At 39.0% G+C, this 25,816-nt stretch carries 24 protein-coding genes; 4 read left to right on the forward strand and 20 right to left on the reverse strand.

Features of this window, described 5'->3' with window-relative positions; all coding sequences use genetic code 11:
* Positions 1 to 32: 32 nt before the first annotated feature.
* The 4 genes from AC1VS3_RS00005 to AC1VS3_RS00020 are packed head-to-tail and all read right to left on the reverse strand — an operon-like array spanning position 33 to position 2,484.
* A complete protein-coding gene (locus AC1VS3_RS00005) occupies positions 33 to 542 on the reverse strand; it encodes an HAD domain-containing protein (RefSeq protein WP_008686969.1) in 510 nt (169 codons plus the stop codon).
* 48 nt (positions 543 to 590) lie between these two features.
* Positions 591 to 1,247: an ABC-2 transporter permease gene (locus AC1VS3_RS00010; protein ID WP_008686968.1), complete on the reverse strand. Its 657-nt coding sequence runs from the start codon at positions 1,245 to 1,247 to the stop codon at positions 591 to 593.
* A gap of 1 nt (position 1,248) precedes the next feature.
* Positions 1,249 to 2,106, reverse strand: a complete 858-nt coding sequence (locus AC1VS3_RS00015) for an ABC transporter ATP-binding protein (protein WP_132225827.1) — start codon at positions 2,104 to 2,106, stop codon at positions 1,249 to 1,251.
* A 3-nt stretch (positions 2,107 to 2,109) separates the two neighbouring features.
* On the reverse strand, positions 2,110 to 2,484 hold the full coding sequence (locus AC1VS3_RS00020; RefSeq protein ID WP_008686965.1) for a GntR family transcriptional regulator: 375 nt from the start codon (positions 2,482 to 2,484) through the stop codon (positions 2,110 to 2,112).
* Between the two features lie 127 nt (positions 2,485 to 2,611).
* Between AC1VS3_RS00020 and AC1VS3_RS00025 the strand changes: the two genes are divergently transcribed.
* Together AC1VS3_RS00025 and AC1VS3_RS00030 are read left to right on the forward strand one after the other, a co-directional pair.
* Positions 2,612 to 3,355, forward strand: a complete 744-nt coding sequence (locus AC1VS3_RS00025; protein ID WP_008686963.1) for an SDR family oxidoreductase — start codon at positions 2,612 to 2,614, stop codon at positions 3,353 to 3,355.
* 512 nt (positions 3,356 to 3,867) lie between these two features.
* The gene (locus AC1VS3_RS00030; protein ID WP_008686960.1) at positions 3,868 to 4,194 is read left to right on the forward strand and encodes a helix-turn-helix transcriptional regulator; all 327 of its coding nucleotides are present in this window, start codon (positions 3,868 to 3,870) and stop codon (positions 4,192 to 4,194) included.
* Between the two features lie 27 nt (positions 4,195 to 4,221).
* Here AC1VS3_RS00030 and AC1VS3_RS00035 read toward each other — a convergent pair whose 3' ends face one another.
* The 10 genes from AC1VS3_RS00035 to AC1VS3_RS00080 all read right to left on the reverse strand — a co-directional run bounded on the left by AC1VS3_RS00035 (position 4,222) and on the right by AC1VS3_RS00080 (position 15,316).
* Positions 4,222 to 4,536, reverse strand: a complete 315-nt coding sequence (locus AC1VS3_RS00035) for an AzlD domain-containing protein (RefSeq protein ID WP_008686958.1) — start codon at positions 4,534 to 4,536, stop codon at positions 4,222 to 4,224.
* Positions 4,529 to 5,242, reverse strand: coding sequence for an AzlC family ABC transporter permease (locus tag AC1VS3_RS00040; protein ID WP_008686957.1), 714 nt, complete (start codon positions 5,240 to 5,242; stop codon positions 4,529 to 4,531). The genes AC1VS3_RS00035 and AC1VS3_RS00040 overlap by 8 nt, the downstream gene beginning before the upstream one ends.
* Before the next feature lie 205 nt (positions 5,243 to 5,447).
* Positions 5,448 to 6,050, reverse strand: coding sequence for a hypothetical protein (locus AC1VS3_RS00045; protein ID WP_481275469.1), 603 nt, complete (start codon positions 6,048 to 6,050; stop codon positions 5,448 to 5,450).
* Positions 6,051 to 6,338: 288 nt separating this feature from the next.
* The gene (gene trhA / locus AC1VS3_RS00050) at positions 6,339 to 7,025 is read right to left on the reverse strand and encodes a PAQR family membrane homeostasis protein TrhA (RefSeq protein WP_008686952.1); all 687 of its coding nucleotides are present in this window, start codon (positions 7,023 to 7,025) and stop codon (positions 6,339 to 6,341) included.
* Positions 7,026 to 7,073: 48 nt separating this feature from the next.
* Complete coding sequence (locus tag AC1VS3_RS00055; protein WP_270355317.1) at positions 7,074 to 10,829, reverse strand: Ig-like domain-containing protein; 3,756 nt, start codon at positions 10,827 to 10,829, stop codon at positions 7,074 to 7,076.
* A gap of 29 nt (positions 10,830 to 10,858) precedes the next feature.
* On the reverse strand, positions 10,859 to 11,278 hold the full coding sequence (locus AC1VS3_RS00060) for a hypothetical protein (protein ID WP_117548079.1): 420 nt from the start codon (positions 11,276 to 11,278) through the stop codon (positions 10,859 to 10,861).
* Positions 11,253 to 12,926: a serine/threonine protein kinase gene (locus tag AC1VS3_RS00065; RefSeq protein WP_117548078.1), complete on the reverse strand. Its 1,674-nt coding sequence runs from the start codon at positions 12,924 to 12,926 to the stop codon at positions 11,253 to 11,255. Before AC1VS3_RS00065 ends, AC1VS3_RS00060 begins: the two co-directional genes overlap by 26 nt.
* 160 nt (positions 12,927 to 13,086) lie before the next feature.
* Positions 13,087 to 13,602 (reverse strand): transcription repressor NadR, encoded by a 516-nt coding sequence (locus AC1VS3_RS00070; protein WP_008686944.1) that lies wholly within the window; start codon positions 13,600 to 13,602, stop codon positions 13,087 to 13,089.
* A 15-nt stretch (positions 13,603 to 13,617) separates the two neighbouring features.
* A complete protein-coding gene (locus tag AC1VS3_RS00075; RefSeq protein WP_117548077.1) occupies positions 13,618 to 14,442 on the reverse strand; it encodes an HAD family hydrolase in 825 nt (274 codons plus the stop codon).
* A gap of 43 nt (positions 14,443 to 14,485) precedes the next feature.
* Positions 14,486 to 15,316 (reverse strand): HAD family hydrolase, encoded by an 831-nt coding sequence (locus AC1VS3_RS00080; protein WP_117548076.1) that lies wholly within the window; start codon positions 15,314 to 15,316, stop codon positions 14,486 to 14,488.
* A 146-nt stretch (positions 15,317 to 15,462) separates the two neighbouring features.
* Between AC1VS3_RS00080 and AC1VS3_RS00085 the strand changes: the two genes are divergently transcribed.
* Positions 15,463 to 17,361 carry a DUF5696 domain-containing protein gene (locus AC1VS3_RS00085; RefSeq protein ID WP_117548075.1) on the forward strand — a complete coding sequence of 633 codons (1,899 nt, stop codon included), beginning with the start codon at positions 15,463 to 15,465 and terminating at the stop codon, positions 17,359 to 17,361.
* 400 nt (positions 17,362 to 17,761) lie between these two features.
* Here the strand turns inward: AC1VS3_RS00085 and AC1VS3_RS00090 are convergent, their stop codons facing one another.
* Positions 17,762 to 19,141 carry a sodium-dependent transporter gene (locus AC1VS3_RS00090; RefSeq protein ID WP_008686936.1) on the reverse strand — a complete coding sequence of 460 codons (1,380 nt, stop codon included), beginning with the start codon at positions 19,139 to 19,141 and terminating at the stop codon, positions 17,762 to 17,764.
* 311 nt (positions 19,142 to 19,452) lie between these two features.
* On the opposite strand from AC1VS3_RS00090, the gene AC1VS3_RS00095 reads away from it, so the two are divergent.
* Positions 19,453 to 20,193: a hypothetical protein gene (locus tag AC1VS3_RS00095; RefSeq protein ID WP_008686934.1), complete on the forward strand. Its 741-nt coding sequence runs from the start codon at positions 19,453 to 19,455 to the stop codon at positions 20,191 to 20,193.
* Between the two features lie 173 nt (positions 20,194 to 20,366).
* Here the strand turns inward: AC1VS3_RS00095 and AC1VS3_RS00100 are convergent, their stop codons facing one another.
* From AC1VS3_RS00100 to AC1VS3_RS00120, 5 genes are all read right to left on the reverse strand, one after another.
* Positions 20,367 to 21,269, reverse strand: coding sequence for a sugar phosphate nucleotidyltransferase (locus AC1VS3_RS00100; protein ID WP_008686932.1), 903 nt, complete (start codon positions 21,267 to 21,269; stop codon positions 20,367 to 20,369).
* A gap of 316 nt (positions 21,270 to 21,585) precedes the next feature.
* Positions 21,586 to 21,948 (reverse strand): YbaN family protein, encoded by a 363-nt coding sequence (locus AC1VS3_RS00105; protein ID WP_008686931.1) that lies wholly within the window; start codon positions 21,946 to 21,948, stop codon positions 21,586 to 21,588.
* Between the two features lies 1 nt (position 21,949).
* Positions 21,950 to 22,297, reverse strand: coding sequence for a nitrous oxide-stimulated promoter family protein (locus AC1VS3_RS00110; protein WP_008686930.1), 348 nt, complete (start codon positions 22,295 to 22,297; stop codon positions 21,950 to 21,952).
* 97 nt (positions 22,298 to 22,394) lie between these two features.
* Positions 22,395 to 24,050, reverse strand: a complete 1,656-nt coding sequence (locus AC1VS3_RS00115; protein ID WP_117548074.1) for an amino acid ABC transporter ATP-binding/permease protein — start codon at positions 24,048 to 24,050, stop codon at positions 22,395 to 22,397.
* Positions 24,047 to 25,783, reverse strand: a complete 1,737-nt coding sequence (locus AC1VS3_RS00120; protein ID WP_117548073.1) for an ABC transporter ATP-binding protein/permease — start codon at positions 25,781 to 25,783, stop codon at positions 24,047 to 24,049. The genes AC1VS3_RS00115 and AC1VS3_RS00120 overlap by 4 nt, the downstream gene beginning before the upstream one ends.
* Positions 25,784 to 25,816: the final 33 nt, after the last annotated feature.

The following is a 25,816-nucleotide window of genomic DNA, read 5'->3' on the forward strand; positions in this document are numbered from 1 at the left end:
GAGAGTAAGCATTTTATCTCATGTATATGAACTTAATGTGATAAAACATTGAGTGCTTTCTGATAGCAGGCTTCATCAAAAAGATCCGGACAGGTGATGGCATGCTCATGAAATTCATTTTCCATATTTAAATCATCGACAACGATATACTGTGTAATATTGGGATGATCTTTTAGGTATGCTCGAATGGCCGGAGTTTTTAAAAAGCCATAGTCATTGCTTGTGCTATCAACAATGGCATCCTGCAATGCATAAAAGGCAAACAAGGCTTTTAACTGGGGCAGGGTATGCGAGAATTTCCAGGATGAGCTGATAACAATAACAGCATTGCTTTTCTGAATAAGCGTTTTTAGCAGCTGTATTGCACTATGAGCAAACCCATTCTGCGCACAGGCTAAATCATAATCCGATAAATCACGTATCGCTGCACATTGATAATGCTTCACTAGCTGTTCGCGGTCAAAACGAAATGTTGTATATGGTGAAATACGTTTACGACAGGGATATAATACACCATCGATATCAAGGAAGATCACCTTCATACGATCGCCTTCTTTCCCTTTCATTATAACACCAATACATCCATCCTTTTAAAACTCTTTTTGTTTCATAAGATGCATGGAAGATAGGGCACTGATCAACAGAATAAACAAAGCGCCAAGAAAGCTTACAGGCAATAGCCAGTCTTTGAAATCATGCAGGAAGATAAAGAAATTTTGGGGCAATATACCGCCAATATGCGAAATGACAAAACTACCCAAAAAGCCTAACAGCATGAAACAGATTATAATCAATACGCGTGCTTTCATAGAGCCGTATTTGATGATCATAGGCAGCATGATGGCATTTAAAAACAGCATTGCTATGGCAACTCCACAGCATTCAGCAAGAAATCCAGACAATTCAACCGTTTGAAAATGTTCTTGTGAAAACATTAAGATCAGTGCGCCTAAAACCATCGACAACAGCATACTGGCAAAGATGCAGACCAGTGCTAACACATATTTAGAAATCACCATATCTTTACGATTGATGGGGAGGGTCATCGCAAAGCTGTCAAAATTACTTTGTTCATCATAAGCAAAGGCGCTGATTGTCGCAAACATACCGATAAAAGCCGGCAGAAATTGTAGCATTCCTAAAGAATGTTGGCTATAGGATATAACAATCGCTAAGATCGGTAAAATCGTATAAATACGGAAAAGCGTTGCTAAATTATAAATATCCTTTAAAATTAATCCTTTCATGCTATTTTTCTCCTTTCACCATAAACACCAAAATATCTTCTAAACTTGCTGGATCCATAACGGCATTCGGATGCTGAAGCATCACACGCTGACGATCTTTTACCAACACATCAACAGCAAACGCATTCACGCGATAGGCAAGATAATCGTGATGATCCAATTTCATCAGCTCTTCCTTCGTACAATGCCAGATGCCATAAGTATCTAATAAGGCATCCTTTTCCGTACTCAATAACATTTTTCCTTCATGTAGAAAGGTAACATAGTCACAGCATTTTTCAATATCGGATGTAATATGACTGGAAATTAAAACGGCATGCTCTTCATCTTGAATAAAATCTAATAAGATATCTAAAATTTCTTCTCTGGCAACCGGATCAAGACCACTTGTCGCCTCATCCAGTAATAACAGCTGTGCTTGATGAGACAAGGCAATCGCTATTTGCAGCTTCATCTTCATGCCGCGCGAAAACTGTTTATTGCTTTTATCAAGCGGTAAACGAAATTCCTTTAGATAGTTGTGAAATGCTGTTGTATCCCATTGTTGATAAATGGATGACAGCACCTTATCCATCTGTTGGGGCGTCATGTTTTCGGGAAAGCTGGCTTCACTGAACACCGTACCAATCTTTTCTTTAATGTTTCGCTCATCTTCACTTAAGGATGAATGAAATATTTCCACTTGCCCTTCATCCACATGAATCATACCTAAAATGGCCTTTAACAATGTGGTTTTTCCTGCACCATTCTCGCCAATCAGTCCCATAATACAGCCCTTTGGTAAAGCTAATGTTATATCTTGCAGACAAAAACGTCCATAATTCTTTGTTACATGCTGCATTGATAGTATGTGTTCCATACGTTATTCCTCCTTGTATAGAAGTGTCATAATATCCAGCAGTTCTTCCAGTGTCATGCCATTCATTCTGGCTGTTTCACACGCTTTTTCTAAAAGTGCTTCGATCTGCCGATAACGTTCTTCACGAATCAATTCTTTATCTTTTCCTGCCACAAAGCTGCCTTTGCCAGTGATGGTTTCAATGAACCCTTCTTTTTCTAATTCCTCATAAGCACGCTTTGTTGTGATTACCGAAATACGAAGTTCCTTTGCCAGCGTTCGCATTGATGGAAGAGCGTCCCCTTCTTTCAAGACATCTGTCATGATCAGCTGCTTGATCTGTGCGACGATTTGTTCATAAATCGGTTTCCCACTGGAATTGCTGATGATGATATTCATAAACTACCTCCCGGGTGTCAATATTGTATATATTGACTATATACAATATAACACTGTGTATATCGTCTGTCAACAGGTATGAGAAAAAAAAACTTGCCCATACTAACACATGCAAGGAGGTTTGATCATGGATATGAATCTTTATGGAAAAGTAGCATTGGTGAGTGGCTGTTCCCAAGGCTTAGGCTATCATGCGGCACTTGCCTTAGCGAAACAAGGAGCAGATATCTTTGGCGTCAGTATCGGCGATGACAGTTCTCTGAAAAAAGCAATCGAGGCAACCGGTCGTAACTATCATTCTTTTACTATATCCTTAACAACACCAGGAGCTATCCATCAGGTAATGAAAGAGGCTTTAGCAGCCTATGGGCATATTGATATATTATTAAACTATGCGGCAATTTTAAAAAAAGAAGAAACTTTAGAACTAACCAAACTGGAATGGAACAGTGCTTATGATATTAATGTAAGTGCAGCCTTCTTTCTCTCCTTAGAAGTCATACGACAATTCCAAAAGCAAGGACATGGCGGAAAAATTATTAACGCCACCGGCATTTTGCCAAGACATACCTCAGCGTATTGTGCTTATGCCATCAGTAATGGTGCCATTGAGGCCATGACGCGTTATCTGGCAATGGAATTTGGCAAAGATCAGATACAGGTAAACGCCATTCAATATGGTTTCATGAGCTGTGGCAGTACGTTGCAGGGCGAAAAAGAAGAATGGGATACTTCTTTATTAACAGCAATCCCTATTGGCAGATGGGGAATGGATCAAGATAGCGATGGCCTTGTTACTCTGTTGGCAAGTGATGCTTCTAATTATATCACAGGAGTCTGCATTCCGGTGGATGGCGGTTATTCCATATAACGCACTGATGAAAAATAGTTATGAAGAATAGAGGATTATCATACGGTAATCCTTTTTTATACGACACATCTAACAAGTTGAATGTTCAGATCGCAATGTATACAGTGCGCATCATGAAAACAGCAATGATAAACTTTATCAAGTTTACGATGACAACTAGCAAACGCATCGTTCTTTCAGTTACTTGATAAGCTGTTTGAAAACAAAAGCCAAAATTGATCTTTATTTGCTATGGATAAGGAAGCTAACGGATGAAAAAAGCGAACAATAAAACTAGCAGAATGCCGGAAAGTAAAGCTAATATTAAAACAGCATAGGCCATGATTATATCCTTTTGTTCTGGTTTCATCAAAACCACCTCTATGCTTATGTATGCCGCTTTTTATGCTTACGTATAGGCAGATTAAAGAAAAATTATAATATTTTATGGAAAAATATTGCTTTTGTTTCATCTTTCTAATTTTACCTTTTCTATCCGTTATAATAGGTAAATAAAGGGAGGAGGAGATCTTATGGTGGGAAACTACGGGGAAATTATAAAAGAAGCCTTAGCGATCAATAATATGACGCAAAAACAACTAGCAAAAAAGCTCCATTTATCCCCGCAGACAATCAACAGCCTGCTGCAGGGAAGGACATCCATACGCTTAGATGACTTTTTCATGATTGCGGAAATACTGCACTTAGATCCAGGTAAAATTTTTACTACCGATAATGAAGATGCAAAAGCCATTGATGCCTATTTATCCGCAGCAATTCACAAACTGGACGATTATCAGCGTGAATTAATTTTAGCATTATTACGCTATTTCCATCATGTAAACAAACGTTTAAAATAGGCTGTGACAACTATGCACAGCCTTTCTTTATGATAGCAATGGGAAAACCAAATCAACTAGATATACCATAATACAAGCAGCCACTGCCACACTTAACAATCCCTTACCTTTGTATGCCAAATATAAGGCTATCAAACAACCGGCAGTAGATGCCAGAACACTGCCTCCGCTGGTAAAAATGGCTGGAAAGGTCATTGCGCCTAACACCGCATAAGGTACATAGAAAAGAAATGATTTTATAAAAGGACTTTTGATTTCCTTCTGAAAAAAAGTCAAGGGCACCATACGAATCAGATAGGTTACCAGTGCCATAACAACCATATAAGGAAGATAGTTATTCATGAGACACCTCCTCCACCGGGAACAGCCAAGCGCCAAAGCCGGCAGCACAAACGGTGCAGATAATAATAACAAAACCGGAAGAGATCGGTAAAAAGGAAGCACATGCTGAAAAGAGGCAGCTCAGCGCTATCGCTAAGATCAAAACTTTGCGAACACTCTTTAACTTTTTGGCGGGAGGAATGATAATGGCTAAAAACATACCATAAATCGCAATACCTAAAGCACTTCGCAGACTTTCCGGCATTAAAGTGGTAAATGCTCCGCCTAACAAAGTTCCCATTGTCCAGCAGAAAACAGGAAATAGGATAAGACCAGACATATACCATTTTCCTACTCTTTCATAGGTAGAGCTTGCTAAAGCAAATATTTCATCGGTAACACCATAAGCAATCAAAGCTCGCTCATATGTTTTCATATGCTTGTCTACCTTCTGTGTTAAAGATAAGGACATTAAGGCATAGCGTAGATTAATGATAAATTGCGATAGCGCCAATTCTAGTAAAGAAGCACTCTCCAACATCAAAGATAAGGCACTGAATTGTCCGGCACTGGTAAGATTGGTGAGCGATATCATTACAGCTACCTCTACAGGAACTCCATTGGAAACCGCCATCATACCAAACGTAAAGGATACAGATAAATATCCTAAGCCAATCGGAATGCCATCTTTTAATCCCTGTGAAAAATGATTTTCAACAACTTCCATATCCTCACTCCCCTTATTCTTTAGGCATTATTATACAGGAAAGCAGATGGATTTTAAAGTGTGAATTTTAAGCCAAAAGTCTTTCATAAGAATGTCGTTTCTTTTCCGATGCAAATTACAAAAATGTTTTGTTATCGAATGCATGGATGAATCATATAAAGAAAAAGATTTGCTAGCACATATGCTTACAAATCTTATTTTACGTTTATGTTTTGGATGTTGTCTGTAATGCTTTTTCTTTACCAAATTTTAAATCTGCTTCCTTTACATTTGCTACAGCTGCAATGCTTCTGTTTTTAATAAGTACCTTCCAAACCGCAATGCTTAATACCATATCCACACAACTATGAACAATGGTTCCTACCCCTACTAATCCCATGACCATATACATAAAGTCAACCGTAGGATCACCAACATAAATAGGCAATACAATAGCAACCTCAAAGATACCGTGAAGAAGTGCTACTCCCAACATATACAACAGGCTCTTCCAAACATTATTTAAGGTTTCTGGATGCTTCTTTAAATAATAGGCACCAGCGAAAGCCCATACCACATGACTGAAAGCACGTAAAACAACCGGCATAGGAAAGCCATACAGCAAAAAGCCTAACGTTGTTCCACAAGCGGTAGCAACAGCGACAAATGGTGAAACAAACATTGCAATCATGATTGCCACATGGCTTGCCAGGGTAAAAGACATTGGCTCTAAAATGACTTTAATTGGTGAGATGATTGGTATCAAAATACCTACGGCAATCAATAGTGCCGATAACACCATTGTATGAATTTTATTACTTTGACTCATTTTCATTTCCTCCCAAATCTTGTTTACATGTGTCAAGACACATGTTATGACTATTATACTCCTGATGTTCAATTTGTCAAAGTCTTTTTCGCTTTTTCTTACATCCTAAAGGAAAACCTCTCTCATATTTCCATACGCCGATACCTAACCCATACGACTTGCTATCAATAAAGAGGAATCATAGAGTATACAATAGCACATGTAGGACAATCCCTGCTTCTTTTCACCAAAAGATACTTTTCTCCATCAACTATAAGAAAAAAGACGATACACTGCGTATCGCCTGATTCATAAATATAGAAACAAATAAATGCCCAACCAGTGTAGGATGGCACCGCCTAACACGAATAGATGCCAAATAAAATGACTTCCTTTCCCATGTTTCGCAAAAGGAATCATCCCAATGGTATACACAATGCCACCGCCTAAGATCATCCAAAGCAGGTTTTGATTGTCTTTCCACAAACCGGGCAGAAACACCAAACCACTCCAACCAATCACAAAATATAACGTAAAATGTAACGCCGGCCACTTACCGGGTCCGAAAATAAGGATCATAATGATACCAAACAGGATGAGCAGCCACTGTATGATAAAAAAGCTAATTCCTAACGCATCGCCGCGATACACAAGTAAGATCGGCGCAAAGGTTCCTCCGATCAATAAATAAATGGAGGTGTAATCAAAACGTCGCCACAGATGTTTCACTTTTGATTCACTCTTAAAAGAATGGTATAGGCAGCTCATCAACATCATAAGAAACATACTAATGCCATAAATCAAAGCAGCCACGCATTTATTCATCGTATCCGCCTTTATCAGTAACATCACCATAGCGATAAGAGCAAATAAAGCGCCTGCCCCATGCGTGATGGCATTTCCTACCTCTTCCAAGATACTAAGCTTGGGTGGTTTATTTTTTTCGTAGAGCTGTTGTTTACGCTCTTCCTTTGTGAGCAAAGATTGCTTTTTCAAAATATCCCTTCTTACCGTTCAAGTATAGCATAAATTTAAGAACTTGTCTTATCGTGCATGCTTTCTTCTCTTATAGATATATGCGACACTTCCTACTAAAATGATACCGACGAACACATATCCATAAGGTTGGCCATTTGGTGTTTGAAGCGTATAAGAAGGATGGGGCAGTATGGTGATATCCTCACAGGAAATAGTTTGTATATTTCCCGCAGCATCTTCTGCGTACACATTCACCTGCTGAGGCAAAGAACTTTGATAGAGCATAAACGTATACATATCTTCCTTCTTTTCATACGCAAGTGCTTTTCCATTAACAAGAATTGTCACTTTCTTCAGCTGCATATTATCGCGTATGAATACTTGAACCTTACGCTTGTTTGCATCATAGCGTGTATGTGCATTAAGATTCATAAAATCAATTTGCGGTGCATTTTGATCCATCATAAACTTTACGATGGCATGTTTTGTATAAGCCGTATTATCATTTGCATTGCCCGCAGCATCCTTTGATAATAAATATACTTGATAACGGCCATTCTTTTGAAATAGCTTTTTAGGCAAATGATACGTATATTGATACCAATTGCCTTTGTTTTTCACAACCGTATATTCTTCTTTCTTTAGCTTTTGCACACTGCCATTCACACTAAGAAACACCTGTTGTTCAAGTAAACGCGTAACATTGCTTTCTGTTATTTCAATAGCAAATGGATGACGATAATAAGCATTGGAAACCTTTGGCAGCTCATAGACAGAGCCAAAGCGATTCACACTGAATGTCAGTGTTTTTTCACTCTGATTTCCAGCACGATCTTTTGCCTTTACAGATACTGTATAAATACCATCAAATGTACGCTGAAAAGGGATGGAGGAAAATTGATATCGTAATTGTTTTCCCTGTTCTTTTACCTGATAAGCCAGCTTAGTCTTTGTTTGATTGGCACAAGTCAATGACACAGATACCAAATGTCGGTCAATAGCGGCATCGCGACAGATAATTACTGGCTTTACCATACCTTGGTAAGCTGTATTGGCGGTAACTCCCATGATTTCAATCTGAGGTTTTTGTGTATCAATAGTAAATGGCAAGATGGATATACTTTCACTTTTCTGCCCTGCTTTATCTTCTGCTTGCACCTGTAATTCATAAGTGCCATCTACGACAAAATCCAAATGAGTAAAATATCCATCTTTTCCTTTCTTCCATGGGGTTGGTTTAGGGAATTGCAGAAGTCTTTCTTGCTGTTTTGCGACTCCGTGTATCTTCATGCGTGCCGCATCAAAATGTGTCTCATCCACCTGAATGGTAATCCGTTGAGGCTGATGAAAAAATCCTTTTGTATTTCCACTATCCAAACGATCAATGGTTACTAGAGGTGGTTTGGTGTCAATCGTGAAGATGGTGTGTTGCTTTTTTGATGCCAGTTTTCCTGCATCATATGCCTGTAAAGCAAGCGCATAGGTTCCATCCTTTTGAAAAGAAAGTCTAGCTTCATAAATATCCTTAGATACTTTTTGCCAATGCAGATCCATTTGAATTCGCTTATGATCCTTTTGTATGTTAAGATCTACACCTTTTTCGATAAAGTTTTGTTCCTGTATTTGTAGGATCGCCGTCCGCTTTGTAAAATAACCGTTATCTGCACCTTCCTCTTTCTGATCTTCAAACAACAGGTTTACATTAGGAGCCATTGTATCCTTACAAAACGAAATGTGTACTGTATCTGTGCGATTGTGCCAATCCATCAGCACGACTTCCAACGTTGAATGATTACCTTTGGATGTGACAGCGATATCTGTTTCTAAAGAGGTAATAAGATTATGATTGACACCGGTAATATGAAAACTTTGTTCATCCTGTTTCAGCTTTTGATCTATCTGATATGCCTGTTTTGGCTGTAAATCACATAGGAGCTGATGCGTGTTTTCTTCATCGCCAAGCAAACGCCACGACACTTTTTGAATACCACTGTCTTTATCCTGCATTCGCAAATGAATGGTAATCGGCGCGGATTTTGTATATAAAGGCAAGCCTTCTATATCTTGATAAGGGGTATGGGGCAACTGATAAGAAAGATGTGGGTTAAGCTGATGACGTATGACAATTCCTTGGCTATGCACATACGCCTGGTGATTGCTTGCTTTGGAAGAATGATGACAATAATCTTGCGTCATCGCATACAGCCAGCCGCTAAAACCATCATCTAGTGGTATTGACAATCCTCCATGATCATCTGTTACATCCTTATGTATGTCACTTTTTACGCCCATAGCATCTATGGTATACCATTGAATAAAGGCAATACCACTGCTGGCTTCCCCATCCAGTGCTTGCACATAAACCGATAAAGGCTCCTCATAAAAAAGTTCTAATTGTGTTTTTGCTACCGGCTTATGCGTTTGTCCCTGTAAACGAAAAAAGGCAATGGTAGGGCGCTGATCATCTACATAACACGTATAACTTGTTTTGCTTATATTTCCCGCATGATCGCTTCCTTCTACATAAAAGAAACAGGCACCGTCTTTACGATATTGTAAAGGAATATCCGAAGTGCTAACCTTCATATGAAATTCCTCTTTGCGTTCATCATCCCATTGTTGTTTCTTCAAAAGATGATGTTGTTTGGTATAAATGCGCACCTCATAAATTCCTGAGAGTGTATCTGTTCCTTGTATGGTAATCGGGACATGTTGATCTAGCCATATCACATCTTTATTCGCATATTGATGAGCAGTCGTAAGATCAGCACTTATATGCAACTGCATTGCCTGCTTTTCTAACAGGATATCATTGCGCGCAGCCTTTATATTAGAATTCTCTCTAGTAATTGGGATAACATCACTGCAATTGCCCACGGCATCTTCCAAGCTAAAAGAAATTGTCCCCTGCGCTTTTACCATTTCTTCTGGCAGTCGCACGACAAATACAGCATCTTCTTTCTGGGGATGCTGCGCAAAGTTAAGACAATCATTTTCAATTGGCAGTCCATCACTAAACAATGTCACTTTTGCGATGCCACTTCCCTCATCCATGATCGGAATGCGTATTGCAAACTCCTTCGCAAAACATGTTTGAAATAAAGTCGTGTGGGGCCGTCTGCCATCCCCATGAGGATCATAGAGGGTTATCTTTTCCCCACTGATAAGTGTAGGTATTGTTGTATCTATGTTTTGGACCTTCACCTCATAAGGTGCACTGAGATTTCCTTGCTCATCCTTGGCATAAAAGACATAGCGTCCATTGTTTACGATTGTAAAAACCGCTTCTTTTTGGAAGGGGCCTCCTTTTTCACCATAGGTTAGTTCTTGTGATGTATTGCTATCATCAATCGCCGTTAGGCTAATAAGAATGGGATCTTTACTAAATTGGTATGTGGATAAGGCTGCCTTCGTAATGATAGGTGCTTGCTTATCTTTTAGCTGTAAGACATTCTTTTCCTTATGATATACATAATCGAGCTTATCCTTTTGTAAACATATGGAAAAACGGTTCATTGTTTCTTCTTGCTCATCATGATGGATAAAAACCAAAACTTCCATACCTTTTTCCATTGCTGCATCATGGATAGGAAAAACAACCTTTCCATCCTCATCACTTAGCTGTGTAAAGGTCTGCAATGTTTCCTCTTCTTCATATTGCAATGTCACCTTTTGCTTCACGATTGGATCCTTTGTTTCATAATTCTTCCAAAGCTGAATGGTGAAACAAGGAGTTTCTTCATGTGCCTTCAAAAATGAGGTAGCACCACATACTACCATACCCATTACCAATATAACCAACCATCCATACCTTTTTCTCATGACATTTTCACCTTTCTTACTTACTCTTTTCATAAGGATACCTTACCCTCACGCTCTTCTCTTTTCCCTTCTTCTATATCTTCCTTTTGTACAACTGGCAGAATACAGGTTTGCGCAAGCACATTGCACTTTTGCTCATCCTTTGTCAGCATCGTCGTTTCCAAACATATACGTCTTTGCTCTTTGTCTGATGTGTCCGTTTGTTTCATAAACGCTTGATGATAATGTTCATCTTGTGTTTTTTTCCAAGTCTGCTGATTAGGCATTCGCCAATAAACTTGATCCTTTTTCCTTTTCCTTTGTTGGGACAGCTGTCGTTTCATCTTCCAGCCACTAAGTTGTGATAGTGCCGTATACACAGCCCAATGATGACATAGCCAAACAAACAACAGACATCCCATGATGCCTAACATCATACAGCCATCATGCAGTCTTTCCCATCGTTCCATCCTGTTTCTCCTTTTGACATGCCACATGTATTCGTGACGTCCCTTCTTCACACATTCGTAAGATTTCTACTTTCAGCGCTTTTGTCTTAGGTGTGGTAGTATTTAATTGCATCACCTCTTCCTTGATTGTTTTCATTCTGAATAGCATCCTCTCTTCGCTGATGCCATCACGATGTAATCCTCTAGCATAATTCACTAATAAACAGACAAACATACGATCACTTTCCAACTCGACGATTTCTGCCGGTGCTTTCATTTGATGCTGCTGATACAGGTGTTCCATATCTTGATAACACCTTTGATACATACCGGCATCTTCCACCTCTTCCATACGCAGCGTAATCGTCTGATGAAATTTTGCAATATTGGCATATGCTTGCGCCAATGCATATGCCTGCGTTTTCACATGTGTATGTACCTTTGAAAACCAAAAGTAGGCTGCCTTCATACGTGATATAGATGGTTGTGCCTCCTGTTTTGTTTCGTAATAATACCAATACAACTTGCCAATCTGAAAACACAATTCTTCATAGAAAACATCTTCATGAGAAATATAAGGCTGTATGTTTCGTTTGAAATCAACCTCTTCCAAGAAAGAAAAACAACCATCCTGTGCATAGATCGCTACTACCTGCATATAGGCTTCTTTACGATGTGGCAACTCTTTCACCGCCTGATACAATTTCTGCTTTTGTTTATCCTCCCTTTTTTCCTGTAAAGCTGCTTCAAGCAAACCTTCATATGCCTGCGCATGCAATAGATGAGCATACGCATTTGCCCAAACACCACCCCCAAAACACAGCATGCAAAACAAAAGACATATACCCGTTAAACGCAAATGTAGCTTTTGTTTATGACGATAGTACGTATCATATTCCTGTATATGAGAGAGCGCATATTGCACCTGTAAAATCGAAGCATATCGATTTTTTGGTTCTAATTCCATGCATTTTTGCATGATGTTTTGTAATCCGCTGGAGATTGTATCTGGTAAAGCTTGCATCTCCTTATGTAAAGGAGAACGTCCACAGGCCATATGATATAAAGTTGCCCCTAAAGAATAAATATCACTGCGACAATCACTTTGTTGGTCAATAGAAAACTGTTCAGGTGAAGCATACCCTTGCGTACCTAAGACGGTTGTATCTCGATCATTGTTAATTTGATAACGACGTGCAATTCCAAAATCAATCAGACACAGCTCTCCCTTTGGTTTTACCATAATATTACCGGGTTTTAGATCTCGATAAATAATGGGCGGTGACTGTTGATGAAGATATGCTAAGATATCGCATAATGCCACACCCCATGCAATTATTCTAGCTTGTGGCGGTGGTCCATAATCGCGTATCATGGTTTCCATCGTTTCCCCTTCAATATAATCCATGACGATGCAAACTTCCTCACTTGTTTCAACAATATCAACAATGCGCGGTAAACCGGGATGATCAAGTTCTTTTAATAGATCCGCTTCTTTTGTCCAAGCCTGCATAAGGATGGAAGAAGAACTATGAGCTCTCTTCATCACCTTGATTGCCCACATCTTATGAATGTGCAGATCCATAGCCAAGTACACTATTGACATACCGCCTTTACCGATTTCTTTTAAAATTTCATACTTATTAGCTAAACGCATCCCTTCTTTCATACCTTACACCTCTTTCTTACAAACTCCCCTTGCATATGTATATACGACGCGACATCATAAAAAGCGTAAAAAAGGCCAAAAAAACGCGAGTTTTTATTCGCGTTGTCCTTTCTCTTCCTTTTTGATAAAAAGCAATTGTTCCTCATAAGCGTCTTATTAGCTATCGTTTATATAAAAATCCTTTTTCATCCAAACGCTGAATAATGCGTGTATAGACTTCTTCACTAGGACATTGCAGTGTATGCAAATGTAAACCATTGGTCAGATTTGATAATGGTTTTGCCCTATTTTCACAAACATTTTTATAAAACTGCTGAGCATCATAGCGAGAGGCAATATGTAACTGCCCGGATAATTGCCCATAAATCGGATGTTCGACAATTACATCAACTAGTGTTCCCCCTAAATCAATGATCGTATAGATTTCATCCATCATCTGTTCAGCCGTATGATCTACGGCAATCGTCTTTCTAATGCCACTGGCTTCTTTAACATCACATACATAACCACGCGGTGTTGCTATGATATGATGCCCTGCTGCTCTAAGCAAAGCCACATCACCGACGATGATCTGACGCGATACATGAGCAAGTGTTGCCAACGCGCTAGCTGAAACCGGTTTTTCACTTTGCTTAATATGTGTCAGAATAAGCTTTCTGCGTTCACTGGATTCCATACATCTTCCTCCTTTTCATGATGCAAAGATAAATTTTTGAATTGCTTCTGCGACAGCATCTTCATTACAATTCGCCTTGGTAACATAATCACTGATAGCTTGAATCTCTGCTACGGCATTGGCCACCGCAACTGCCACACCAGCATCCTTCAACATCGCATAATCATTCAGATTATCTCCGATTGCCATAGTATCTTCGATAGCAATTCCCAGATGTGCAGCTAATTCTCTCAAGCCCAATCCTTTATCAACACCAATGGCATTTAATTCTAAATAGCGATTACTGGAATAAGATACACTGACTTTATCCTTTGTAATGGGTTGCATCTGTTTTGCTATTTGTTGTAAATATGCCATATCCGTATTTTGAAATAAGATTTTCGCAATTGGTGTATCCTTTAAAAACGCCAACGATGTCTCTTCACAAATAATACTATCTGGCTTAAACATAAACAGCCACTTCTTTTCATCTTCATTTAAATGGAAGGCATAAACATCTTTATCCGTAAACACTTGAATACAGACATTAGCTTCATAACCAAATTGAAACAGTTCACAAGCCAAAGCAAAAGGCAATGCGTGAAATTGTAACTTCTGATAATCTTTCGCAGTGCATAGGATTCCACCATTGTTACTGATGATATAGGCATCTTCTTGATCACGTAATGCTAAGGTGTCTAACACATCATCAATACAAGTATAACCGCGTCCGGTAGCAGGTACAAAGAGTACACCATATTCATCCTTTGCCCGTTGTATTGCTATCCGATTTTTCTCGGATATTTTCTTATCGCTGTTTAACAGCGTTTCATCTAAATCACATGCGATCAATTTGATCATCGTCATTCCTCCCATTTTCTATTCCCTATTATAGCACATATCCTTATGACTCTACACAAAGGGCATGCTCTTGCATCCATCTTGCGACGCCATCCTCCTCATTGCTGCCTATGACACCATCGCTTTGTTGTTTCAGTTCCTCAATAGCATTGTCAACGGCATAAGCTTCATCTGCAACCTGAAACATCGGCAAATCATTTACGGCATCACCAAAGCAGACCACATGATCAAAGCCACCAAGTTCCTTTAATTTTAAAATAGCATTCGCTTTACTAGCGGTCGCCGGCATCACTTCCAGCCAATATTCTTCTCTGCCTAGTTCTCTTTGAAAAGTAATCGTAAATGTATCTAAGGCACATAGCTGTTCGTAAATAGGTTGTAAGGCTTCTTTGTCATTGATGAAGGTCACATAGAAACTATCCCCATCCAACAGCTGTTGTGCGGATACGATTGATCGAAAGCGTTTATCATCCATACGACTGTTTCGATAATGCCAACCCCCGGGATGCAAAGTGTCCGGCAGATAGGATACACGTTCTACGCCATTGATATACGCATAGACAAAAGGATACTGCCGGTAGGCATCACCAATTCGCAAAATTTGTTCCAGCTGTTGCTTTGTAAATTCCTGCTGTGCAAGGATATGGTGATCCTTCGCATCCAATACATATACACCATTATATACAATTAGTGGAAGTTTCAGCTGTAAGCCTTTTGTGACCTTGGCTGCTGAATGTAAGGATCGTGCCGTGGCAAACGTAAATGCTACCCCTTTTTTGATTAATGTGTTTAAAATAGATAAACTCTGTTCACTGATCGAACTGTTTTCATTTAACAACGTACCATCCAAATCACTCACATATAAGACTTTCATCTTGATCTCCTGTTCTTTCTTAGCAATTAAATTCTACATTCTGCTTATAGTATAGCATTATTATATTCTCCTTGTTCAAGGAAAAATTGCAAACTTTCCTATTTCATAGTATCATAACACAGAAAAAGAAAATAGCAGGAGGACACATGAACTTACAGGCACATACCATCACCCTTACCTTACAAGAAGATACCTTACAAATATCGATTGCTTTACCACATCAACATTGGCAAAGCATTCAACAAGCCCCTTATCTCTTATATCATCAAAAAAAGCTTGCTTTTACACAAGCGACACAGATTCATCATTCTTACTGTCAAGTAGGCTTAGCAAAAGGTATTTTAAGTGATTATCAGGGCTTTTTCAATACAGATCTTCATTTTCAGACCTTGATACTTATTTCTTCATCATCCGAAATCACCTTTCACTTCCTTCCCATTAAAGATGAAGGAGTAACGGAAGTTTTTTGGCCTATGCCTTTTACATTTGATAAGGCAAGCAAGGATTGGTATACACTGCTTCCTTTACAACAGGGTTTACTGTTGCCAAATACATGGAAGAAAGAAGTATGTCAGTTACCTTTTGATGGAGCCTTTTGTTCCAGCAGTGCTTATATGCCCTGGCTTTCCCAGATTAAAGAAAACATGGGATATTTGCTTATCAACGATACACCATGGGATAGTGCTTATCAAATACAGCATCCTGCACATGGTCCCTATACGCATGTTTCCATTCGCTGGCTGAGCAGTCTTGGCAAGTTATCCTATCGCCGCAGCTTACGCATGCAGTTCTATGAACATTGTGATCATAACACCATCGCAAAGGCCTATCGCAAGGATGCCATCGCTCGCGGTTTACTTGTCACATTAAAGGAAAAAAGTATTCAACAGCCTTCCCTTGATGAATTGATTGGCGCATGTTTTCTGCATAAAGGCATACAAACACATGTCCAGCCACAATCCCGTTTTTACGATGCGAAAAAGCCGGATCGCTATGAATCCTTAACAACCTTTGCAACTCGCCGACAAGAAATGATCGAATGGAAGCAGCTTGGCGTAAATAAATTATATCTGCATCTGGATGGCTGGGGCGTAGAAGGCTATGACAATGCGCATCCTTCTATATTGCCTCCCTGTGAAAAAGCCGGTGGTTGGGATGGCTTGCAAGCCTTATGCCAACAGATGAAACAGCTGCATTATGTATTCGGATTGCATGATCAATATCGTGATCATTACCATCTGGGAAAGGAATATGATCCACAAAATAGTGTGCAATTACCAGACGGCAGTATCCCTTCGCATGCCTATTGGGCCGGAGGTGAACAGGATTACTTATGTGCTAGTCTGGCAAGCTCCTATGTAAAACGCAATTATGAAGCGTTATTTGCTCATGGCATTTATCCGGATGCGGTGTATTTAGATGTCTTCACCTGTAATGAACCAGATGAATGTGCTCATCCTATGCATCGTATGACACGTCGAGAATGCTTAGCGTATCGCAATGCTTGCTTTGCCTGGTTGTTGTCTAAGCATATTTTGACCAGTAGTGAAGAGGTCAATGAATGGGCCTTGCCTTATCAAATTTTTGCTCATTATGGACCCTATCATTTTATGATGCATTCTCCTAAAGAAGAGCGCATTGGAATCGGCGTTCCTTTGTTTAACTTAGTTTATCATGACTGTGTCTTATTGCCTTGGCCAATGGATGTTTACCTGGATGGCGAAGATCTCATGCTGTATGCCTTATTAAACGGCGGTGCGCCGTATTTAGAAAAGGATGGTGCTTATCCTAATACAGATGGTGTATTTGATAACGAATATAAAAGCTTAACCAAGCAAGAGAAACAAGAGCGCTCTGCCATCGTAAGTACTTTTCATACACTTGTCGCCAAGGAAGAGATGGTCTCACATGAATTTTTAGATCACGATTATAAGTGTCAAAAAACGCGCTTTGCGAATGGTTGTGAAGTTACGATTGATTTGCGTAATAATAGCTATACGCTTTCTGTTCCCGCAATGGATGATGCTAACCTTTCCAATATTTAAATGGAAATTTCCAAAAAGTAGATCCTGTATCAGTACTACTACAGAAAACTTTTTTGAAAAGACCAAATGATCTTACCCTAATTACATAGTAATGAAAAGACTTCTAGACAAGTTGCACGTGTGAGAAGTCTTTTTTTTACTATGCTTTATCTTCTTTTCTACGATCTATAAATTAAACATAAGATGGTATTCTATACGCCCTTTTTTGCCATTATCAAAAAACGCTCTTTCACCTTCTTCTGCATCCGACCAGTAAAAATCCATCTTCCAAATTAAAACAGTAAAACTTTATCTTCATCTGTATCAAACAGCAAAAAAGATTTCTTATGGAAGACTACCTATCCAACATAAAAGAAATCTTTTAACCTATGTAATTATTATTAAGCAAGTTTCATTATAGCTACATCAGCTTTAATTTATCCCAAAGCCCCAATATAAAGATAAACACGACAATGACAGGTAAAAGATAGCTGATATACCAACGCATGTTCTTTGGAAAAGGCAATCCTTCCCCCGCATTTGCCTCTTGCAGGAAATTTTTCCATCCCCAGCCAAAGCTGCGCGTACAAAAGAAGACAAATACCAAAGAACCAAGTGGCATAATAACATTTGATACTAAGAAATCCAACAGATCTAAAACGGCACTTCCTTCTCCAAAAGGTTGAAAACCGGATAAGACACTAAAGCCAATAGCACAAGGAATACTGCCCACAATCAGAATTAAGATATTTAATAAGACACTTTTCTTTCTGGTCCAGGCGAACAAATCCATGGAGAAAGAAACGATATTTTCAAATACGGCGATGATGGTCGATAAAGCCGCAAAGTTCATAAAGATGAAAAATAAAGTTCCCCACAACTGTCCATTGTCCATCACATTAAAAATATTAGGTAGTGTCACAAAAACCAAGCCGGGACCACTATCCGCAGCTACACCAAATGCCATACAGGCCGGAAAGATAATAAGCCCTGCCATGATAGCCACAAAGGTATCCAATGCCATTACTCGCACTCCTTCGCCGGTTAAAGAATGCTGTTTATCAATATAGCTGCCAAAAATAGCCATGCCTCCCATACCGATGCTTAAGGTGAAAAAGGCTTGCCCCATCGCCGCATAAATTGCATCAAACAAACCGTTTTGCAACAGCTTATCAAAATCAGGGACTAAATAAAAGGTTACACCTTCCATAGCATTCGTAAGACTCAGGGCTTTACCAACCAATAGCAACATAACGCCCAACAATAACCCCATCATTACCTTCGTAATCTTTTCAACCCCTTTTTGTAATCCCAGTGCACAAATACCACAACCAATCAGCACCACCAGAATCATCCAAAAGACAGAAGCCAAAGGATCTTGTTGTAATGTTTGAAAGGCTTCTTTTACTTGTTGTGTTGTTGCGCCATGAAATTCACCGCTCGCCATCTTGACGAAATATGCCAGCATCCATCCAGCAATCGTCGTATAGAACATTACTAATAAATAATTCCCCAGCATTGCCACATAAGAAAAGATATGCCATTTTTGTTTCGGTTTCTCTAAAATATGAAAACTGCGGGCAACACTTTTTCCTGATCCTCTCCCTACGGCATATTCCATGACGATAATAGGAAGTCCTAATATAATAAGGAAGAATAAGTATACCAACACAAAAGCTCCACCGCCATATTTTCCTACCATATAAGGAAAACGCCAAATATTACCTAATCCAATTGCACATCCCGCGGATAAAAAGATAAATCCCAAGCGGGAGGATAATTTTTCTCGTTTTGCGTCCATAAAGTTCAAGCTCCTTAATTTTTACACAAGTGCTTCCATTGTATAAAACTTTTCCCAGTAAGTCAAATACAGCAAACGTACATTCTGTCTATCTTAGCTAATAAGAAAAAACGCCTCTTTCTATGTAATCATCCTTTTTTTCTAATAAGCTTAAAACGATAGAAACAAAATGGAAATTTGTGTCATATCTTACAAGCTTTTAATAGAAAAATATGATATAGTCATCACCATGAAGAAGGTAAATACCATTTTCAATGGCTTATCCCTTATAGAAGGATAGCATAAAAGAAGTTGAAGAGGAGTGATGTTTTATGATTGAAAAGTTTTTAGTTAAAGAATCCAAACGTATTCACAAAGCCACAAGAAGGCGATTGCGCATCTGTACACTTTTATTTGTCTGTTTCATGGTACTTCTTTATGTTCTTTTACAAGATGAATTTGCCAGGAATCCATCCTTTAAAAACACTATTTATAGTATAGGTATCGTCTTAATCGTCATCGTTGTATGCGCGGATGTTATCGGGACTATTCGTACGAGGAAAGCTGATGCCCAAGGGGAAAATCTCATTCTTCCTTATCAAGACGGCAGTAAGCAAGAAATTGCCGAGAAAATCAATCAGGATGCAGCAAATGGACTGTTATTTGAAGAATACATATATGAGTTTCCTGAAGGGAAAAAACCTTATGGTGAAAAAATTGTCTTAACATCTTCATATTTATTATTATGCAGTACCAAGATTACCGTCATTCCCCGTGATAAAATCTATTGGACATGTGCACAAGTAGGATATAAGGGTGGTCCTTATCGCGTACGCTTTTTGGTTTTCACTGTAAAAAAAGTGTTTGAAGTAATCGGTGTTGATATTGAGCATGTCGAAGCCTTAGCAAATCAGCTATATGAGTATCTGCCAAACATCTTCGCAGGATATGACGATGATTTTAATTTCTCTTATCAGCTGGAGGAGCTTTATACAAAAGATCATTATGAATTTATGCGCTTATATGAAGCCATGCAACAGCGTTATGAAACACAAGAAAAAGACGCTGTATAGAAGACCATGAAACATTTCTCAAGCAATTTTAAGCAATAGAAGTAACAAGCAAAAACAATCGTCTCATAAAAGCGAAAAAGGAAGAACTCTATGCATCTTGTGCTTGCCAGCGACAAGATAGCATGAAAGCGACTTCCTTTTTTTATGCTTTATCGTTCTTAACCGTTTTTTACTTATTTCCAAAGATCACTTGGATATAAGCCTTTATCAACCAATGCCTTAATACCAGCTTTTACTCCCGGCTTATCTTCCTGATACGTAACACCGAACCATTTTTCATTGCTGCTCAATAACTTCACCGTGGCCTTGCCTTCTTTGATCAATTCATCGGTTACCACAGGAATTAAAAATTCTGATTTCATAGTATTTTCCGGTACTTTTTCATTTAAAAATGCATGGAACTTTGTTTCAATCTTTTCCACATAATCAGGGAAGAATCCCCACATATTCATTGATACCAATGAAGTTGCGTCCACATCGATCCATTCATCGTTCTCAAAATATTGCACACCGTTTTCATGCTTTTCAATCTTGGCACATTCTTTAACTTCTGTTAACAGACCGTTTTCGGATTGACAGATACCTCTTGTCACACTGCCATTATCTGTTAAGGTATTTTCCAAGATGTAACCAATCAAGCAATAGTCTGTATGGTTTGGATCTGCCAAATAGTCATGCAAAATCTTATAAGATTCTCTGCCATAAAAATCATCTGCATTAATGATGGCAAATGGTTCATGCAACACATCTTTACAGCATAACAATGCATGTCCCGTACCCCAAGGTTTACTTCTTCCTTCAGGAATGTGGAATCCACTTGGCAATACAGAATCAATGTCTTGGAAAACATATTCCACTTCTACTTTTCGTGCAATCTTATCCCCAATTAATTCTTTGAAATCCTTTTCCATTTCTTTTTTTATAATGAAGACAATTTTATCAAAGCCTGCTTTAATTGCATCATATGCTGAGAATTCCAAAATTGCTTCCCCATTAGGTCCTAATGGATCCATCTGTTTTAATCCGCCATATCGACTGCCCATACCGGCTGCCAAAACTACTAATGTTGTTTTCATTTTTTCACCTCATGTTTTCTATTTGCATTTTATCATAAAATAAACAGAATAGAAAGGAATACGAAAGGCATTCCCAAGGATACTAACAAACATCGCAATCCTTCTAAAAAAGCAGCAAGTATTCTCCCACCTTTATTAGAAAGAACATGGTTGATACAGCTTTTTCATAATATTTGCAGACTATCTTTTTTTGAAATTCCCTATGCAAGCTTGCTCAACATGTTACGTTTTCCTCTTTTCTAGTTTGTCGCTATTGTCATGGCAAACATCCCTTGTAAAGGTTAAACATAGAATCATAATTAATCAGAACTTTTGCTTAGGAGCGTATGGTTTCAATACGACATAGGAAGTAATAATATTTAAATGCCATTAAACAAAGCAGAAACAGACGCAAATACAGATGCTCCATAAAATACATAGCCAATAATAGCATGGCACTGGCAAAGCTTAACAACGATACCTTCGTACGCAAACGCATGCTGCGCTGTTCAACAAAGCTGGCTAAATGATTTTGATACATGGATGTCTGCATCAGCCATGTGTGAAAACGTTTTGAACTTTTCGCAAAACAATAAGCCGCCAACAACAGAAAGGGCGTTGTAGGTAGAACGGGTAAAACAACCCCGATTGCTCCTAACCCCGTGGCAATGATACCAATCAATAAATACGCTAATTTCATATCACGAAACTCCTTTTGTTTTTCTTTTTTCCCAATGCTGCTTACTTGTGTTTATCATATGTCTAAGGGCCATGAGTGGATGATACAACAGCATATAAGGGCCACTGAAACGCATCACTTCTTTGATCTTATCACGCTGCTCTTTTCGATAACAATGCACCTTACAGCTGCTGCAAAATGTCTTAGTTTCCATGAAAGGGCAATGCTCGATACGCTTACTGGCATAGGCATATAGATCTTCACATTCTTGACAAGGATGTTCCTTATGATGCTTATGGCAATATAGATCAATCATAAAACGAATCGTTTGTTTTTCCTGGTCTCTTTTCTTCGTTATATGTTTCCTCACTTTTCATTTACTCCTTTTTCCTCGATTGACTTAGAAACTTTTTTACATGTTTCTTGATGCATACGCATGGCGGCAAATGTGAATTTCATGCGAACCATCAGCTGCTACGCGTATGCTTCATTTGAATCAAATGATCAACAAAGCGCAATGTACTTGGACGATGAGATACCAAAACGATAGTTTTATCTCTCTGTTCAGCTAGCTTACTTAAAATGGCCGCCTCATTTAGCGCATCCAGATTGCTGGTTGGCTCATCCAGTAAAAGACAAGGTGCATCATGTAAGAAAGCTCTTGCCAAAGCAATACGCTGACGTTCTCCCTGCGATAACGATTCTCCAAGTTCTGCAACCGGTGTAGCATAATCTTTTGGCAACGACATAATAAAATCATGGATATTAGCCTTTTTACATGCCGCCTCTACTTCATCTATCGATGCGTTTAGTTTGGCAATGCGAATATTATTCAAGATGGAATCATGAAACAGTACCGTATCCTGGGTCACATACCCCTGCATCTGCCGTAAGTCTTTTGTATTGATATCCTTTATTGCTGTATCATTCACATGAATCTGACCTTGTGTAACAGACCAAAATCGCATTAAGAGTTTTAATAAAGTGGATTTACCAGAACCACTTTTTCCTAAGATACCTGTAATCTTTCCCTTTTCAAACACCGCATGAAAGTCCTGTAAGATCATCTCATCAGCATAAGCAAAGGATACCTCCTGCAAACACATGTCACCAAAGGCCACCTTCTGCTTACCATTGATTTCTTCTACCTGCTCCTGTTCATCCAACAGATGCAATACGCGTCTTGCACTGGCCATTGTAATCAATAGATTATTTGATAAATTGCTGAGTGCCATCACTGGTCCAAAGCTAGAAAGCAGTAAAACACTTCCCATCAGCGCACTGGTAAAACTGATTTCATTCAATAGATAGAGCCAACCTGCACAAAGCACCATTATACAAGAGAAACCCATGATAGCCATATTGGCCAGCGCCATACTCACACCTTCATAGTGCTTCAATTTCTTTTGCCGTTCATTTACAATCGTACTGCGCTTTTGCATACCCGCTAAGCGTTCCTTGCCTGCTTCATACTGCAAGATGTCCTGCATTCCTCGCAAAGACTCCAATGTATAATCACTTAAATCGCCAAATTCCTTACGTGATGCTTTTCCATCCGCTTTCCCTTTTTTGGTAATATACAATGGCAATAAGATGCCAATACTGCAATAGGCAAAGAAGGCAATAAGGGCAAAAACAGGATGCAGGTTGAGAAACATACCTAATAAGATCAAACAAGTAAGGATGGCAATGAAGATAGGAGAAATCGTATGGGCATAAAAAACCTCCAAGGCCTCAATATCACTGGTGATCAAAAAAATCAGATTGCCACTGTCTTTCCCTTCTAACTTTGCCGGACATAAGCGACGTAAAGTAGAAAATACGCGATCTCTTAAAATAGCTAACAATTTAAAAGCAATATAATGATTGCATGCTTGTTCTCCATAATGCAAAATACCTCGCAAGATAGCACATACTCCCATTATGATAAAGAATACAGAGATGGGAAAATCCGGTGCCTGTATAGCGATATGTGCAATCAATAAAGAGGCAAAATAGGGAATGAAGATGGCACAAAGAAAGCCAGTGACCCCTAATGTAATGGCTAATATCATATAACCTGTTAATGGTTTTACTAAGCTGCTCATGCGCAGCATCAGTTTAAAATTACTTTCTTGTTTCATACTGTTTGCTCCTTATAAAACTGTTCCAGTGTCTGTTGTTGTTTAAACATACGTTCATATACACCGTTTTGTCTCCTTAATTCTTCATGTGTCCCCTGTTCTACACAGCTTCCTTTTTCCATGACATAAATACAATCACTATCTACGACACTACTTAAACGATGGGTAATTAATAATACCGTTTTTTCTTTCTTTAAACGATGAATCAACTGTAAAATAGCATCTTCACTTTCCATGTCGATGTTACTAGTTGCCTCATCGAAAATATAGACTTCTCGATCCGCCAATAATGCTCTGGCCATTGCCAGACGCTGCCGCTGCCCTCCAGATAAATTCTGTCCGCCTTCCTCTAACATCGTATCAAGACCATCTTGTTCCTGTAAGAAATCTGCGATACAGACATCTTGCAAAACTTTCCATAACGCCTCATCACTTGCTAAAGGATTACCCATTCGTAAGTTTTCACGAACACTTCCTTTTATGATGGTTGGCTTATGGGTCACATACATCACCTTTTTATAAAAGGATGCATCAGCTAAAGAAGAGCGCTCTATCCCCTGTACAGTGATACTCCCTTGATAATCCGATGCAAATCCACAACATAACTTAGCAATCGTGCTCTTACCAGAGCCACTTTCGCCTACGATGGATACAAAGCTGTTTGCCAAAACGTTTAAACTGACATCCTGTAAGACAATACGCTGTTGATCATAAGCAAAGGTAACATGCGATAGTTGCATGACAACCGGTTCATCGGATAATGTGCATTTGGCTTCTTCCTGAAGTGGTATATCTAACAAACGAAAGATTTTCGCACTTGCGGCAATCCCATTCATCGCAATATGGAAAAATGAGCCCAACAGACGTAAAGGAATGAAAAATTCACTTGATAACAACACGATACTAATGACAGCAAATAATGAAATAGAACCATTTCGATATGCAATCATGGCTACGATACTGCCAATTGCTGCCCCACCATAAGCTATCAGATCCATCACACTTACACTGTTTAACTGCATCGTCAACACCTTCATCGTAATACGGCGAAACGTTTCTGCTTCTTTATTCATTTCTTCATGCTTATATCCATCGGCCTGATAGATTTTTAAGGTAGTTAAGCCTTGCAGATTTTCTAAGAAGCTATCTCCAAGACTGGCATAGCTCGTCCAATATTTTGATAACAGCTTTTTCGCAAACTTTTGTACGGCGATGATAGAGAGTGGAATTAGTGGTACACATACCAACAACACCAAAGAGCTTCGCCAATCCAGCCAGACAAGAATCAAAAACAAAGTCAACGGTGCTAACATGCTATAGAAAAACTGTGGCAGATATCGTCCAAAATACGTCTCTAGCTGATCAACACCTTCCACGCTGAGCTGTACCAGTTCACTTGTCGCAATATGTTGCGTATAACTGTTCTTTAGCTCCAGCAACTTCTCATATATGCGTTGACGAAGATGATTTTTAACATCACAGCTTGCCCTATAGGAATACCGGCTTGCCTGCATACTGGTAAGCATGCGAACGATAATCATCAATATGACACCGATGGCACATAGCATCAGATTGCGTAGCGTCAAGGTATCCTGAAACATTTCCACAAAGATATTTGCGAAAAGAAAAACCATTCCGATATTGCTCAACATGCCTAGCCATTGCATGAATACCTGTTTCCATACCATGACTTTTGCTTGTGGCATTTCTTTTAATAACCTCTTATCAATCATAAGTCCTCCATAAGTTAGTCTAATCTAACTGTA

The sequence above is a fragment of the Longicatena sp. genome (assembly GCF_982403165.1).

What these genes read in the sequence shown, in the direction of transcription:
- AC1VS3_RS00005 (WP_008686969.1), bottom strand. Translation starts at nt 542, where the DNA reads ATGAAGGTGATCTTCCTTGATATCGATGGTGTATTATATCCCTGTCGT.
- AC1VS3_RS00010 (WP_008686968.1), bottom strand. Translation starts at nt 1,247, where the DNA reads ATGAAAGGATTAATTTTAAAGGATATTTATAATTTAGCAACGCTTTTC.
- AC1VS3_RS00015 (WP_132225827.1), bottom strand. Translation starts at nt 2,106, where the DNA reads ATGGAACACATACTATCAATGCAGCATGTAACAAAGAATTATGGACGT.
- AC1VS3_RS00020 (WP_008686965.1), bottom strand. Translation starts at nt 2,484, where the DNA reads ATGAATATCATCATCAGCAATTCCAGTGGGAAACCGATTTATGAACAA.
- AC1VS3_RS00025 (WP_008686963.1), top strand. Translation starts at nt 2,612, where the DNA reads ATGGATATGAATCTTTATGGAAAAGTAGCATTGGTGAGTGGCTGTTCC.
- AC1VS3_RS00030 (WP_008686960.1), top strand. Translation starts at nt 3,868, where the DNA reads ATGGTGGGAAACTACGGGGAAATTATAAAAGAAGCCTTAGCGATCAAT.
- AC1VS3_RS00035 (WP_008686958.1), bottom strand. Translation starts at nt 4,536, where the DNA reads ATGAATAACTATCTTCCTTATATGGTTGTTATGGCACTGGTAACCTAT.
- AC1VS3_RS00040 (WP_008686957.1), bottom strand. Translation starts at nt 5,242, where the DNA reads ATGGAAGTTGTTGAAAATCATTTTTCACAGGGATTAAAAGATGGCATT.
- AC1VS3_RS00045 (WP_481275469.1), bottom strand. Translation starts at nt 6,050, where the DNA reads ATGAGTCAAAGTAATAAAATTCATACAATGGTGTTATCGGCACTATTG.
- AC1VS3_RS00055 (WP_270355317.1), bottom strand. Translation starts at nt 10,829, where the DNA reads ATGAGAAAAAGGTATGGATGGTTGGTTATATTGGTAATGGGTATGGTA.
- AC1VS3_RS00060 (WP_117548079.1), bottom strand. Translation starts at nt 11,278, where the DNA reads ATGGAACGATGGGAAAGACTGCATGATGGCTGTATGATGTTAGGCATC.
- AC1VS3_RS00065 (WP_117548078.1), bottom strand. Translation starts at nt 12,926, where the DNA reads ATGAAAGAAGGGATGCGTTTAGCTAATAAGTATGAAATTTTAAAAGAA.
- AC1VS3_RS00070 (WP_008686944.1), bottom strand. Translation starts at nt 13,602, where the DNA reads ATGGAATCCAGTGAACGCAGAAAGCTTATTCTGACACATATTAAGCAA.
- AC1VS3_RS00075 (WP_117548077.1), bottom strand. Translation starts at nt 14,442, where the DNA reads ATGATCAAATTGATCGCATGTGATTTAGATGAAACGCTGTTAAACAGC.
- AC1VS3_RS00080 (WP_117548076.1), bottom strand. Translation starts at nt 15,316, where the DNA reads ATGAAAGTCTTATATGTGAGTGATTTGGATGGTACGTTGTTAAATGAA.
- AC1VS3_RS00085 (WP_117548075.1), top strand. Translation starts at nt 15,463, where the DNA reads ATGAACTTACAGGCACATACCATCACCCTTACCTTACAAGAAGATACC.
- AC1VS3_RS00090 (WP_008686936.1), bottom strand. Translation starts at nt 19,141, where the DNA reads ATGGACGCAAAACGAGAAAAATTATCCTCCCGCTTGGGATTTATCTTT.
- AC1VS3_RS00095 (WP_008686934.1), top strand. Translation starts at nt 19,453, where the DNA reads ATGATTGAAAAGTTTTTAGTTAAAGAATCCAAACGTATTCACAAAGCC.
- AC1VS3_RS00100 (WP_008686932.1), bottom strand. Translation starts at nt 21,269, where the DNA reads ATGAAAACAACATTAGTAGTTTTGGCAGCCGGTATGGGCAGTCGATAT.
- AC1VS3_RS00105 (WP_008686931.1), bottom strand. Translation starts at nt 21,948, where the DNA reads ATGAAATTAGCGTATTTATTGATTGGTATCATTGCCACGGGGTTAGGA.
- AC1VS3_RS00115 (WP_117548074.1), bottom strand. Translation starts at nt 24,050, where the DNA reads ATGAAACAAGAAAGTAATTTTAAACTGATGCTGCGCATGAGCAGCTTA.
- AC1VS3_RS00120 (WP_117548073.1), bottom strand. Translation starts at nt 25,783, where the DNA reads ATGATTGATAAGAGGTTATTAAAAGAAATGCCACAAGCAAAAGTCATG.